The organism is Candidatus Polarisedimenticolia bacterium, assembly GCA_036004685.1.
Lineage (GTDB): Bacteria > Acidobacteriota > Polarisedimenticolia > Gp22-AA2 > AA152 > DASYRE01.
Map to the genome: position 1 here is coordinate 48,867 of DASYRE010000053.1, position 12,408 is coordinate 61,274.

At 66.4% G+C, this 12,408-nt stretch carries 12 protein-coding genes; 1 reads left to right on the forward strand and 11 read right to left on the reverse strand.

Annotation, left to right across the window (positions count from 1 at the left end):
- Positions 1–42 precede the first annotated feature (42 nt).
- From VGR67_14705 to VGR67_14735, 7 genes are all read right to left on the reverse strand, one after another.
- Positions 43–267: a helix-turn-helix domain-containing protein gene (locus VGR67_14705; protein HEV8337661.1), complete on the reverse strand. Its 225-nt coding sequence runs from the start codon at positions 265–267 to the stop codon at positions 43–45.
- A 34-nt stretch (positions 268–301) separates the two neighbouring features.
- Complete coding sequence (locus tag VGR67_14710; GenBank protein HEV8337662.1) at positions 302–1,513, reverse strand: hypothetical protein; 1,212 nt, start codon at positions 1,511–1,513, stop codon at positions 302–304.
- Positions 1,510–2,118: a polysaccharide biosynthesis/export family protein gene (locus VGR67_14715; protein HEV8337663.1), complete on the reverse strand. Its 609-nt coding sequence runs from the start codon at positions 2,116–2,118 to the stop codon at positions 1,510–1,512. Before VGR67_14715 ends, VGR67_14710 begins: the two co-directional genes overlap by 4 nt.
- 738 nt (positions 2,119–2,856) lie before the next feature.
- Positions 2,857–4,959, reverse strand: a complete 2,103-nt coding sequence (gene recG, locus VGR67_14720) for an ATP-dependent DNA helicase RecG (GenBank protein HEV8337664.1) — start codon at positions 4,957–4,959, stop codon at positions 2,857–2,859.
- Entirely contained in the window at positions 4,956–5,882 is a 927-nt protein-coding gene (locus VGR67_14725; protein ID HEV8337665.1) for a DMT family transporter, read from the reverse strand. Before VGR67_14725 ends, recG begins: the two co-directional genes overlap by 4 nt.
- A gap of 30 nt (positions 5,883–5,912) precedes the next feature.
- Positions 5,913–7,061: a DUF362 domain-containing protein gene (locus tag VGR67_14730; protein HEV8337666.1), complete on the reverse strand. Its 1,149-nt coding sequence runs from the start codon at positions 7,059–7,061 to the stop codon at positions 5,913–5,915.
- Positions 7,062–7,180: 119 nt separating this feature from the next.
- Complete coding sequence (locus VGR67_14735; protein HEV8337667.1) at positions 7,181–8,080, reverse strand: decaprenyl-phosphate phosphoribosyltransferase; 900 nt, start codon at positions 8,078–8,080, stop codon at positions 7,181–7,183.
- A 110-nt stretch (positions 8,081–8,190) separates the two neighbouring features.
- Between VGR67_14735 and VGR67_14740 the strand changes: the two genes are divergently transcribed.
- Positions 8,191–8,922: a glycosyltransferase family 2 protein gene (locus tag VGR67_14740; protein ID HEV8337668.1), complete on the forward strand. Its 732-nt coding sequence runs from the start codon at positions 8,191–8,193 to the stop codon at positions 8,920–8,922.
- A 1-nt stretch (position 8,923) separates the two neighbouring features.
- Here VGR67_14740 and VGR67_14745 read toward each other — a convergent pair whose 3' ends face one another.
- The 4 genes from VGR67_14745 to greA are packed head-to-tail and all read right to left on the reverse strand — an operon-like array spanning position 8,924 to position 12,151.
- Positions 8,924–9,772, reverse strand: a complete 849-nt coding sequence (locus VGR67_14745; GenBank protein HEV8337669.1) for an XdhC/CoxI family protein — start codon at positions 9,770–9,772, stop codon at positions 8,924–8,926.
- A 22-nt stretch (positions 9,773–9,794) separates the two neighbouring features.
- Positions 9,795–10,775 (reverse strand): HEAT repeat domain-containing protein, encoded by a 981-nt coding sequence (locus VGR67_14750; GenBank protein ID HEV8337670.1) that lies wholly within the window; start codon positions 10,773–10,775, stop codon positions 9,795–9,797.
- Positions 10,772–11,644, reverse strand: coding sequence for a homocysteine S-methyltransferase family protein (locus VGR67_14755; GenBank protein ID HEV8337671.1), 873 nt, complete (start codon positions 11,642–11,644; stop codon positions 10,772–10,774). Before VGR67_14755 ends, VGR67_14750 begins: the two co-directional genes overlap by 4 nt.
- A gap of 6 nt (positions 11,645–11,650) precedes the next feature.
- On the reverse strand, positions 11,651–12,151 hold the full coding sequence (gene greA / locus VGR67_14760) for a transcription elongation factor GreA (GenBank protein ID HEV8337672.1): 501 nt from the start codon (positions 12,149–12,151) through the stop codon (positions 11,651–11,653).
- Between the last annotated feature and the right edge of the window lie 257 nt (positions 12,152–12,408).

Sequence of the window (12,408 nt, forward strand, 5' to 3'; positions counted from 1 at the left end):
TCTAGGCTCCCAGCGGCTTCCTGGAACGGAGGGTCCGTTCCCTCACGCTCCGCCGCTGTCGTTGACGCCGTTGCTCGCCGTGAGACGGTTCTTCTCCAGCCAGCGGAGCAGCTCCGAGCGCTTGTAGCGCAGGGAAGCGTTCGGAGAGCTCCCCAGCCGGTAGCTCGGAATCAGCTGCTCTTTCGTGAGCTGCCAGAGCTTCGTCCGGCCGATCTTGAGATAGCGTCTTGCCTCGGCACTCGTCAGGATTTCCTCTTTTCTCCCCATCGCCTCACACCCCGAAAAATGGTCCGTCCCGCCCTCAGAAGACCTTGTAAACCAGCCCCAGGAAGTATCCGGTCACGCTCGTGTCCTGATCCGTGATGTGGTCGGTCTGCCGGCGGCGGCTCGCCTCGCCGGAGAGGCTGAATCGCGGATTCAGCCCCAGCTCCGCGCGGAGCGCTACGCCCGCGAAGCTCAAGTCGAGCCCCGCGTCTTCTGACAGCGCCGCCTCGCGAGTTCCTCCGTCGCCGTAGATCCCCAGCCGCGTGAGCTTCCCAACCCTCGCCGAGAACCCCAGATAGGCGTTTTGGGACAGGCTCACCGCCTCGGTGCCGGTGTCGGCGCTCAGGCTCCGCCGGTATCCGGCGACCAGATCGGTGTGACGAAACGGACGATGAAACGACGTTTGGCCGGTGAATCTCGTCTGTTTTTCTCCCGAACGGCTCACCTGCGAAGCTCCGGCTCCGAGCTGGAACTCCGTCAGACGCGGCGTCGCGACCGACCAGAGCGCCTCCAGTCCGTTCGAGTCGACGTCCGGGGTTTCCGCGCCCCCCAGGACGAACCGCGAGTGAAGATAAGTGGCCGAGATGCTCTGATCGCGGTTCAGCTGCTTGCGCAGGCCCAGGCGCCCCGAATAGGTTTCGCTGTCGACGAGCGTCTCGTCCTGAAATCGATCCACCCGCGCGTTGAGACCGGTCTGGAGGACGAGGGACCGTGACAGCTCCGCGTCGGCCGCGACATCGGTGAAGCTCCGCCAGCGCTTGCTCTGGCTGAGCACGGTCACGTCGGCCGCATCACCGGAGCCGCTGGAGTACAGGGCGTCGCGCCGGTAGGCGAAGCGCTCCCCCAGCAGGATCTTCCACCTCCTCGAGGCGTCGTAGGCGCCCTTGAAATCGAGCGCGTGGTTCGAGGTGTCGAGCTGATCGTTGTCGTGGTACTTCGTGTACGAAGGGTTGTAGCGAAACGACCAGAGCGAGCGCGCGCTGTGGCGCCGCATCGACAGATCGAGGCGCAGATCGGTGATGGTGTCGGCTTCGGCGCTCTCGCCGTCGGGCTGGAACCGGGGGTTCGAGCTGTACCTCTCCCCCGCCGAAACCGTAAGGTCCGATTCATTCGGCGACACCGGAACCGATCCCGCCGGCGGGGCCGCTTGGGTCTGCGCCCGCGCGCTTCCGGCCGCCATGCCGAGACCCAGGATCGCCGCCGCCGTCAGGCCGCGGGACAGGAGGCGCAACATCCGCGAGACGCTCAAGGCACCACCACCGTGTCGCCCGGTTCGAGCGTGAGGTTTTGTTCGGGGTTCTTGCCGGAGAGGATGCGATCGTAACTCACGATGATCCGCTCGTCCCGCTTCACGGTCCTCCGCAGCACCGTGATTTCGTTGCGCTTCGCGTACTGGGTGAAGCCCCCGGCCAGGGAGATCGCCTGGAGAAGGGTCGTCTTGTTCTTGAGGGTCAGCGCCCCCTGGGTCAGCACCTCTCCCATGACGTAGACTTTGTAGCTGTTCACTTCCTCCACCAGGACCGTCACTCTCGGCTCACTTAGGAACTGCTTGAGCTTTCCGGTGAGCACGACTTTCAGCTCGAGGGGGCTCAAACCGGCCGCCTGGATGTCGTCGAGAAGCGGGAAGGAGATCTTCCCGTCGGGCCTGACCGGGACCGACCGGGTCAAGTCGGCCTCCTTCCAGACCTGGATGTTGAGCAGATCCCCCACGCCGATGCGGTAATCGCCGCTTAAGGCGGAGTCCGGCTCGGTGTCGCCCGGGCGCGGATCGGCGGTGGCCTCCGCCCCGAGGGCGAAGGCCGCCAGGGCCGTAACCAGGATCGCCAGGAGAAGGGCCGCCGATCGGCGCTTCATCCGAGCGCCGGGTCCCGAGGCGCCGCCGGCCCTCCGCATCGATAGATCCGCTTGTCTGCCGGAGACGAGGGCCGCCCGAGGTTTGGCCGGCGCCAGCCGGGCCGCATCGAGATCGTGGCCTTGCGAAGCACGGTGCATTACGTTTTCGTCCATCTCACCCCATCGCTTTCGGTATAAAGTGAACAACTTCCGCCGAATACAGCTCTCCCCTTTCCCGGATGACCGCGCCAGGCAGGGGAGGATTACGCTTTGTGGATTAACGGCCCGCGGGAAGCGTCGTTGATTGGATGGTCATGATGGCAACCCAACCTCGGACCGGGCCGGTAAAGCTGCTTCGACTCGATTTCGATCATTCTGATAGGGTCCGAAAGTGCGGTTCATCTGCGGAACCGTCCCACTTCCCCTTTCTTTCGTAAAGCTCTGACGGGCCAGAGTTCAAAATTCCGGACAGGAGCATCGTGCCCACGTTCCGTCCGGAAAGGCATCGATTTCCTGCAAATTGACCATCCGACGTTGGGAACGGTACGACTTAACTGCTTTCTTGTCAAGCAAAAAACCGCTTTCATTATCGTCACTTCCTTGTCGTTGTTTCGACACACAACGCCTGTAACTCGCTCTTACAATTGACAATTTTTAGTAATGGCCAAATCGGCTCATGAGATACAGGTCGAACCAAAAGAGGCAAGATGAAGGCAGGAGGAACGACAATTTTCAGAAGTTCACCGGCATGGCGAGTTTCTAAGTGGTCGGGGAGGGGCTGCGGCGCCGCGCCGAAATCGGAGCGCGCGGCGCGCTTCTCTCGCGATCCGCGACTCTCTCCCGCGCGCTCGACTCGATCCGTTCCTCCGCTTCGCGCCGCGCGATCTCCAGAAGGTCCTGGTCTCGCCCGAGCCGCGCGACTCTCAACCCGGGATCGCCCGCTTGCCGTAGACCCTGGAGCTCTCCCGGTCCCCGCAGCTCGAGATCGCGCCGCGCGATCTCGAAGCCGTCGGAGGTCGCGCAAAGAACCGCCAGGCGAGCCTCCGCCTCCGGAGTGATGTTTTCCCCCCGCAGGAGAATGCACCACGAGGCCGACCCTCCGCGGCCCACCCTGCCGCGCAATTGGTGAAGTTGCGAAAGCCCGAATCGATCGGCGTTCTCGACGATCATGACGCTCGCTTCGGGGACGTCGATGCCGACTTCCACCACCGTCGTCGCCACCAGCACGGAAATCTCTCCGGAGGCGAACGCGGCCATCACGCGACTCTTCTCCTCGGCGCTCATCTTTCCATGCAGCCCTCCCACCGCCACGCCCGACAAGGGGCCGCCGGCCAGGGAGGCCGCGTCCCCGCGGACCGACCGCACGTTCCGGCGGACCGAGTTTTCGACCAGAGGGTAGACGATCACTGAGCGGCGGCCCTGCGACGCCTCGCGGCGGATGAACGCGTAGATCTTGTCTCGATCCGATGGCGCGCGCACGATCGTCCGGACCTTGGCCCGTCCCGGAGGCCGCTCGTCCAGGAGGGAGACTTCCATGTCGCCGTAGAGCACCAGGGCCAAGGACCGCGGAATCGGGGTGGCGGTCATCAGGAGGAGATGGGGATGGACTCCCTTTTCCGCCAGGAGCGCGCGCTGTTGGACCCCGAAGCGGTGCTGCTCGTCCACCAGGACCAGCCCCAGGTTCTGGAACTCGATCTTCTCCTGAATCAACGCCTGGGTGCCAATCACCAGGCGCGCCTCCTCCGACCGCAGCCGGCGGCGGGTTTCATCACGGGAGGCGGCGGAGCTGCCGGCGGTGAGCAGCAACGGCCGGTGCCGCGTGGGAGCCAGTAGCCGCGTCGCGGACTGGTGATGCTGCTGGGCGAGGATTTCCGTCGGCGCCATCAGCGCCGCATGGAAGCCGTTTTCCAACGCCACGAGCGCCGCGAGCAGCGCCACGACCGTCTTTCCCGATCCGACATCTCCCAGGAGGATGCGGCTCATCGGTGACGCCCGGGAGAGATCGCGCAGAATCTCCTCCAGGACGCGGCTCTGGGCGGAAGTCAGCTTGAAGGGCGGAATCGAGGCGAGCAGGGCGCGAGTTCCGGGCGTGACTCGGAGCGGGAGGCCGGCCGACGATCTCCTGGCGCGGCGCGCTCGGATCAAGCGCTCTTGAAGCGTGAAGAGCTCCTCGAGCGCCAGCCGGCGATGCGCGGCGCTCCGTCCCTCGCGGAGGCTCTCGACCGGCGCATCGCGCGGCGGGAAATGGACCTCGCGGAGGGCGGTGGCGCGGGGCATCAGGAGCAGGCGGGAGATCGTTCCGGGCGGCAGCGGGTCGGGAGGATCGGCCGGCAGTCTCTTCAACGCCTCGTGGAGCATCCCCCGGATCCGCCGCGTGGAAAGACCGGCCAGGCTTCGATAAACCGGGACGATGCGCCCGGTGTGGATCCTCTCGGCATCCTCCGCCACGATCTCGAACTGCGGATTCTGGAGCCGGGGCCCCGTCTGCCCCTTGCCCGGAGGGCTCACTTCGCCGTACAGGACCGCCTCGCGCCCCTCCTTCAAGACGTTCCTCAAGTAAGGCTGGTTGTACCAGACGCAGGCGAGGGCCCCCGAATCGTCCGCCAGCCGGATCCGGAACAGGGTGAACCCCCGGACCCGCGTGCGCAGGAGCGCCGCGCCGGTGATTCTCCCGGTCACCGCGACCCGATCTCCCGGAACGAGGTTGGCGACGGGAACGAAGCGGCTGCGATCCTCGTAGCGGAAAGGGAGAAAGAGAAGGAAGTCCTCGACGGTGCGAATCCCCTCCTCCGCCAGCTTTTTCGCGCGGACCGGCCCGATCCCCCGAAGCGCACCGACGGGGGCGCCGAGATCCAGGCTCATGCGCGCCGTCCCCCGGGCGGGCTGGCCTCCGGTCCGGCCGGGGACTCGAGCGGCGCCCGCGCCCGACCCGGCAGGGCGAGAAAGATCCCGCCCAGCACGAGCGCCCCTCCCACGCACCACGTCGGCCGGAGCGGCTCGCCCAGCAGAAAGAAGGCGTAGACGCTTGCCAGGATCGGCTCCCCGAAAGCGGCCAGGTTCGCGTAGAAGACCTTCATCCGGCGTACCGCCCAGATGAAGGAGCCGTGGCCCACGAGCGTCGGGCCGGCGGCCATCAAGAAAAGCCACGGTAGGTCGCCTCGCGGGACGGCGAGAGACTCGCCGGACGCCAGGGCGGCGAGTCCGAGAAGGAGCGCCGCGGTTCCGTCGACGAACAAGAGGTAGCGGAAGAACGGCATCTCACGGCGAAGCCGCCGCCCGAGGATGAAATAGCCGGACCCGGCGGCGGCGCCCGCGAGCGCCAGAAGATCTCCCTTCAAGTGGCCCCCGGAGCGGACCGAGTCTCCGCCCATGATGATCGCCGTCCCGGCCAGGGCCAGCACCGCTCCCAGATAGAGGCGCGCCGGCGCTTCCTCTCCCAGGATCCGGCCCGAGAAGAGGGCCGAGAAGAGAGGTTGCGAGGCGACCAGCACCACGGAGCTGGCGACAGTCGTGTACGACAGCGAGCTGATCCAGGCGCCGAAATGGAGGGCGAGGAAGAGCCCGGCCAGGAAGACGAGTCGGGCCGAAGCGGCGGAAGGGAGCGCCGGCGCCGCGACCGCCGGAACGAGAGCCAGGGGGACGAGAAGCGCCGTGGCGAGCGCCAGGCGATAGAAGGCGACGACCAGCGGGGCGGAACCGCAGAAGCGGACCAGGATCGCGCCCCACGAAACCGCCAGGATGGCGAGAGCCAGGACGATCCCGGCGGCCAGCGAGGTGCGTTTCACCGGTCTCCCGGCAAGGCTTTCGACCGAGTTTCAGCGGACCGGAGGAGGCGAGGAAGGCTGCAGCGCCGCCGGCTCGCCCGCCCCGCGCGGCGACCCTCCCCCGTATCTTTGATCGAGGAACCTCCCCCACTTCGTGCGCGTGAAGCGCGCGATCTTGGCGCGTCCGATCGTCGGGTACCACAGCAAGTCGTGGTAGAAGTTCGAGGCGAAAGGGGCCCAGACCACCAGGGGCGAGTGCAGCGCGATCTTCTCCAGGAACCGCAGCGGTCCGAGGCGCAGCATCTGATCGCCCCAGATCACCAGGCTCCGCTTCGCGTGGAAACCGAAGCTCACCCCTTCCACGGACTCGCCGGCCACTTCGATGTCACGGGGGTTCGCCGTGCCGAGGCCCCGGTCGTGGCACATCCTCAGGTAAGGGATCGCCATCGGGTCGAAGCCCATCATCCGCGCCGCGACCGCGTCGACGGCGACCGAATCGGCTCCCGCCAGAAGGTAGTCCTTCACGATCGGCTCCATCGTCCGGGGGCCGGCGCCGTCGCCGGCCACCGTCCCGTCCATGACCGTGAACACCGCGGGATGGAGCTCCTTCTGCATCATCACGAGATCGACCAGGACCTCGTGGATGTACTTGTGCGCGTAATGGCGGACTTCCTTGAGCAGCCCGCCGAACGCGTTCTTGATGGAGCCGGTGGTGGTGGAGTGCCCGTGGGTCTTCATGGTCGGAAGGTGCAGGATGCTCCGGCCCGGATAGATGGCCGGAATCTCAATCCCCTCGGGGAAGATCTGGTTCAACCGCAGCAGCGGCGACTTGAACCGGTAGACCGTCCACTCCACTTCGGTGAGCGGCTGGAATTCGAGGCCGAACCTGCGGATGACGGGAAGCCAGCGGTTGTTGGCCGCTCCCTTCCACGGCTCGGTCACGACCGTCTTGTTCTCGACCGGAGTGACGCGCGAGGCCGGGAATCCGTCGTCGATAAGCGTCTGAAGCACCCCCTCCAGCTGCCAGGGCTGGGACGAACAGGAGGGGAAGTATTTGGTCCAGGAAAGATTGAGCTTCACCAGGAGCGGGACCGCCGGGTCCAGGACCTCCTGATAGCGCGCCAGATGCATCAGCTTCCGGTAATCGGAAAGCACGCGGTCCGGCTCGGTCCGGAGAACCGCAACGAGGGAACGGGCCATCGCGGAAGACCTCCCAGGGATTGACAATGGCGCGCCCGGCTCGGCGCGCACCGACGCAGCCATCTTAAGTCTTTCGGGCCGATCCTGGCAATCGCCGGCGACGCCCGGGGCGCGCCTCATTAGTGGTAGAGAATCAGCCCCACCACGGCCGCCCACAAGGCCACGCATAGGAGCAGCGGATGATCCGTGAGGAGCGACGTGGCCGGATTGCCTCCCTGCCCTCGCCGGTGCACCAGATACAGGTAGCGGAAGATCCCGTAGAGCACGAACGGGATGGTCAGGAAGAGGTGACGGGTCCCCAGTTTCTGCTCCACCTCGGGCGAAATGGTGTAGAACGAATAGCAGACGACCGTGGCGGCGGTGACGATCGAGATCATCTGATCCAGGAAAGCCACCGAATACTCCTGGAGCGAAACGCGGTGATCTCCCGCCCCCCGGAGGAGAGTCTCCAGCTCTTGCCGCCGCTTGCAGAACGCCAGGAAAAGCGAAAGAAGAATCGTGCAGAGGATCAGCCAGGGGGAGATCTCCACGTCGATCGCCACCGCGCCGGCCAGCGCGCGGAGCACGAAGCCCAGGCCGATGATCATGACATCCAGGATCACCAGCTGCTTGAAATAGAGCGAATAGGCGACGTTGGTCAGCAGGTAGGCGAGCGCGATCGCCCCGAAGGGAAGGGAGAGCGCGAAGGACGCCGCCAGGCTCGCCGTGAGCACGACGGCGGCGAAAGGAATCGCCAAGGAGACCGCGAGCCGCCCGGAGGCGAGGGGTCGCGACGACTTGAGCGGATGATGCCGGTCCCTCTCGCGGTCGACCAGATCGTTGAAAAGATAGACGACGCCCGAAATGGCGCAAAAGAGGGCGAAGGCCGCGACCGAATGGATCAGCCGGACCGGATCGCCCACCTGCTTGGCGAACAGGAGAGGGGCGAAGAGAATGAGGTTCTTGATCCACTGCCGGGGTCGCATCGACTCCAGCAGGGCCAGAAGAACGCGAGGCGGGGAGAGCGCGACCCCTTCCATGGAGCTCCGTCTTGCGGCGTCCGTCGCCGGCGGGAGCGCATGTTAGCATCCCGCCTCGGCCCGGCAAAACCGGATTTGCGGAGCCGGGCATCGGCACTTACACTGATCGGATGACCCGGCCCGCCGCATCCCGCGTCGCGCTCCTCATTCCCGCGTACAACGAGGAGGCCGCCCTGCCCCTCGTCTTGCGCGCCATCCCGGACGGAATCGTCGACGAGGTCGTCGTTGTCGACAACGGTTCGACCGACGGGACGGCCCGCGTGGCCCGCGAGCACGGCGCGAGAGTGGTCCCGGAGCCGCGGCGCGGTTACGGAGCCGCCTGCCTCGCCGGGCTGAGCCACCTGATGAGGGATCCCCCGGACATCGTCGTGTTCATGGACGCCGACTTCAGCGATCGTCCCGAGGAGATGCCCCGCCTGCTGGCGGCGCTCCGGGAGTCGGAATGCGACCTGGTGATCGGCTCACGGACTCTGGGAAAAGCCGAGCCGGGAGCCCTCCTGCCCCAAGCCCGCTTCGGCAATCGTCTCGCCACGTTGCTGCTGCGCGTCCTGTTCGGCGCCCGGTACACCGATTTGGGCCCGTTTCGGGCGGCACGCTTCGATCGCCTCGTCGCCTTGGGGATGACCGATCGGGACTACGGATGGACGGTGGAGATGCAGGCGCGGGCGGCGCTGGAGGGCTGGAAGACGGCGGAGGTCTCCGTGAGCTATCGCCGGCGCGTCGGGACGTCGAAAATCACCGGGACCTTCCGGGGGAGCTGGCGGGCCGGAACCAAGATCCTGACGACCCTCTTGCGGCTTCGCTTGATGGGCAACGGCTCCGGGCCTCGTCGAAATCCCTGACTCAGCCCCGGCGGCGAGGCCGCTCCGCGGGACGGGAAATCGGGATCACTTCCCGCCCAGGGCGCGCCGGCTCGAAGTTGCGGCGGACGCGAATCATCTCTCCGGCGATGCTCACCGCGATCTCCTCGGGCGTGCAGGCTCCGATCGGCAGGCCGATCGGGGCGCGGATCCTCCCCAGGGCCTCCTCGGGCACTCCCTCTTCGCGCAGGCGATCCATCACGACGGCGATCTTGCGGCGGCTTCCGATCAGGCCCAGGTAGGCCGGCGAGCTTCCCGCGACGCGGCGCAGGGCCGCGAGGTCGGTTCGATGGCAGCGCGTCACGACGGCGACGTAGGTGGAGGGATCGATGGGCGGCAGATCCCCCGCGAAATCGGGGCCCGCCTGCCATCGACGGACCGGCCCCGCGAAGGCGACGTTCTCGAGAAATCGGGGTCGGTCCTCCACCACGGTCACGTCGAATCCCAGACCCGTGCTCAATCGGGCGAGCGCCGCGCCCACGTGCCCTCCCCCGAAGATGATCAGGCGCTCTGGAGGAACCTCGACCTGAAAATGAACCCGGGCGCGGCCGCCGCACACCATGCCGGTCGAGCCGGCGTGATCTCCCTCGCGAAGGGAATACTCCTTCACCCCCGTTCCGCCTTCGTCCAGGAAGCGGCGGGCGTCCTCCACGATCATCGCCTCCAGGGCGCCGCCCCCCACCGAGTCGATCAGGGTCCCGTCGCTGACGACCGCGAGGCGCGCCCCCGCCTTGCGGGGGGTCGAGCCGCTCGTCTCGACGACGGTGGCGACGGCGACGCGCTTGCCCTCGCGCAGCAGCCTGGCGATCTTTTCGAGGAACTCGACGCTCATTCCAGGGGCTCCGGCGGTTTCGTCACGGGGCTCCCGTCTTTCCCCGGTGGGCGGCGTGCCAGCGGGCCCAGCGATCGGCGTCCTGGCCGAAATCCTCGTTGGTGAGGCTGCGCAGGCCCCAGGCCGCCTTCGCCTTCATCTCGGGGCTGGAGGCGGGGCTTCGCAGAACGCCGAGGATGAATTGAAACGTCTCCGATCCTCCGGCGAAAGGCACGGAGCCCAGCGCGAGGAGACGCACCTTCTCGGAAGAATCCCGGCGCACTGTCTCGATCAAGGCCTCGGTCGTCCTTTTTTCCGAGAAACCTCCGAGCACCGAGGCGCTGTTCGCGCGGACTTGCTCGCTCGGGTCGGAGAGGCCTTGAATGAGGGTGTCGGCGACGCGCGGAGTCCCGAGCTGGTTCAGTCCTTCCAGAGCCGCCTTCACGACTCCCAGGTCGGGATCCTTCAGGGCCTTCAGGAGCGTCGGAACGGTCTTCTGGTCGTCGAGCGCTCCGAGGGCGTAGAGGGTCGCGGTGCGGGCGGCGGCATCCGGCTCCTTGCCGTAGGTGTCCGACAGGATCTGCGCCGCGCGAGGATGCCCGCCGTTCAAGCGGAGGATTCGGGCGATCATGATCCGGCTGTCGGCCGGCGTCGAGACGGGCAGGAGGCGTATCGGATTGTAGAAGACGTTGAACCGGCGCGACAGATCCAGCTCCCCGACCAGCGCCTGCTTCGACGCCTCGTCCCCGATGGCCATCAGCTTCAGGATCGACTGCACCCGGAATTCGGCGTTCTTGCTCCGCAGCCCCTGCGCGAAGGGCGCGGTCTTTTTTTCCCGGACGAGCTGATCCAGCCTCTCCGTCGCCTCCAGGCGCTCCTCGTAGTCGTCCGAGCTCGACTGCGTGTAAAGCTTTTCCACGTCCACTTCGGCGGCGCACGCCGCCGCGAGCGTCAGGAGGCCCAAGAGGGCGGCGAGCCGCGGGCTGACCCGGCGGCTGGAGGGGCGCGTCCGGGCCAGGCTCACAGCAGCGCCCGGCGCAACGACGAGATATGGGCCGGCGTGGTCCCGCAACACCCTCCGATCAGGCGCGCGCCGGCCCGCACGAACCGGGGCGCGAAGCGCGCCATCACGGCCGGCCCTTCCTCGTAGCGCCGGATCTCCTGTCTCCAGCGCGGCAGACCCGCGTTGGGCTCGGCGGCGAGAGGACCGGCGTAACCCGCCGCCATCGCCCGGAGGGCCTCGAGAACCGAGGCGGCGCCGCTCGAGCAATTGGCGCCGGGAATGTCGGCTCCGGCGTCGAGGGACGAGTCGCGGCAGTCGGTGGCGGAGAAGCCGAGCGCCGTCTTCCCTCCGTTCGCGTAGGTCATCATCGCCACGACCGGCAGGTCGCTCTCCTTCCGTACGGCCCGAATGGCCAATTCCATCTCATGGGGATCGGCGAACGTCTCGAGCAGGAAGAGATCGGGCTTCGCGGCCAGCAACGCCGAGGCCTGCTCATGGAAGATCGCCTCGACCTTCTTCGAGGCCGGACGCTTCTTGCCCTGGTGATAAAGGCCGGTGGGACCCATGTCGGCCGCCACCAGGCTGCGCGTTCCCGCGGCCTTCCGAGCCGCCTCGACCCCGCGACGATTGATCTCCTCGAGCATTCCCGCCAGGCCGGAGGCCTGGAGACGCGCCCGGTTCCCTCCAAAGGTGTTGGTCAGGAGAATGTCCGCTCCCGCGCGCGCGTAGCGCGCGTGAATCGCCGCCACTTCCTCGAAGGCCTCGAGAAGGAACACCTCCGGGCAGAAGCCGGGCCCCGGAACCTTCAAGGAAATGAGGAGCGTCGCCAGGCCGCCATCGAGAATCAGGACCCTGCGCGCCGCAAGATCCAGGAGTTCCCGCCGGGTCATGGGGCGTCATTCCTCCTCATCGGAGGATGAAGCGCCTGCCGTCTTGGCGTGCACCGTCTGGAGAGAGAGGATCTCGAAACGCTTCAGGCCGCTGGGGACCTGGATGGAAACCTCGTCTCCGACGCGGTGTCCCACCAGGCCCTTGCCGATCGGCGAGGTCGCGGAAATCAAGCCGCGGGCGCCGTCCGCGTCGTCCGCGAACACCAGCTCGTAGCGAATCTCCTTTGCCTCGCCGACGTCGTAGAGCACGACCGTGGATCCGAGTCCCACCCGGTCCCTCGGAAGCGTATCGAGCTTGATCATTGAGATTTCCGAAAGACGCTTCTTGATGTTGCCGATCTTGGCTTTGACGTAGCTTTGCCGTTCCAGGGCGGCGTGATACTCGGCGTTCTCGCGGAGATCGCCCATGGCGAGCGCCTTCTTGATCTCCTTGGGAAGCTCGTGCCGGTACTCCTTCTCGAGACTATGCAGTTCCTTCTCCAGCTTCTCGATGATCTGCTTGAGCATCTTCTCTCCGGGATTTGAAGGGCCCTCGAAGTTTACGTTGACCTCCACCTGTTGTCAACGTCTTGTGCGCTCAAGGCTTAACGAGGCGCATTGGGGGGCGAGCCGGGCGCTGCGAAGGGGGGTGGGGGACCTTTCGGTCCCCCGTTTCGGGTTGTTGTTGGGAGGTAGTGACGAAGACTGTTCAGTTTGTATATATAGGTTTTTGATGCGATTTGGAGGGAGTGCACCAAAAATCATATATATACGTTATCTTCCGT

Coding starts and splice junctions, on each gene's coding strand:
- VGR67_14705 (HEV8337661.1), bottom strand. CDS start 267: ATGGGGAGAAAAGAGGAAATCCTGACGAGTGCCGAGGCAAGACGCTAT.
- VGR67_14715 (HEV8337663.1), bottom strand. CDS start 2,118: ATGAAGCGCCGATCGGCGGCCCTTCTCCTGGCGATCCTGGTTACGGCC.
- recG (HEV8337664.1), bottom strand. CDS start 4,959: ATGAGCCTGGATCTCGGCGCCCCCGTCGGTGCGCTTCGGGGGATCGGG.
- VGR67_14730 (HEV8337666.1), bottom strand. CDS start 7,061: ATGGCCCGTTCCCTCGTTGCGGTTCTCCGGACCGAGCCGGACCGCGTG.
- VGR67_14735 (HEV8337667.1), bottom strand. CDS start 8,080: ATGGAAGGGGTCGCGCTCTCCCCGCCTCGCGTTCTTCTGGCCCTGCTG.
- VGR67_14740 (HEV8337668.1), top strand. CDS start 8,191: ATGACCCGGCCCGCCGCATCCCGCGTCGCGCTCCTCATTCCCGCGTAC.
- VGR67_14745 (HEV8337669.1), bottom strand. CDS start 9,772: ATGAGCGTCGAGTTCCTCGAAAAGATCGCCAGGCTGCTGCGCGAGGGC.
- VGR67_14755 (HEV8337671.1), bottom strand. CDS start 11,644: ATGACCCGGCGGGAACTCCTGGATCTTGCGGCGCGCAGGGTCCTGATT.
- greA (HEV8337672.1), bottom strand. CDS start 12,151: ATGCTCAAGCAGATCATCGAGAAGCTGGAGAAGGAACTGCATAGTCTC.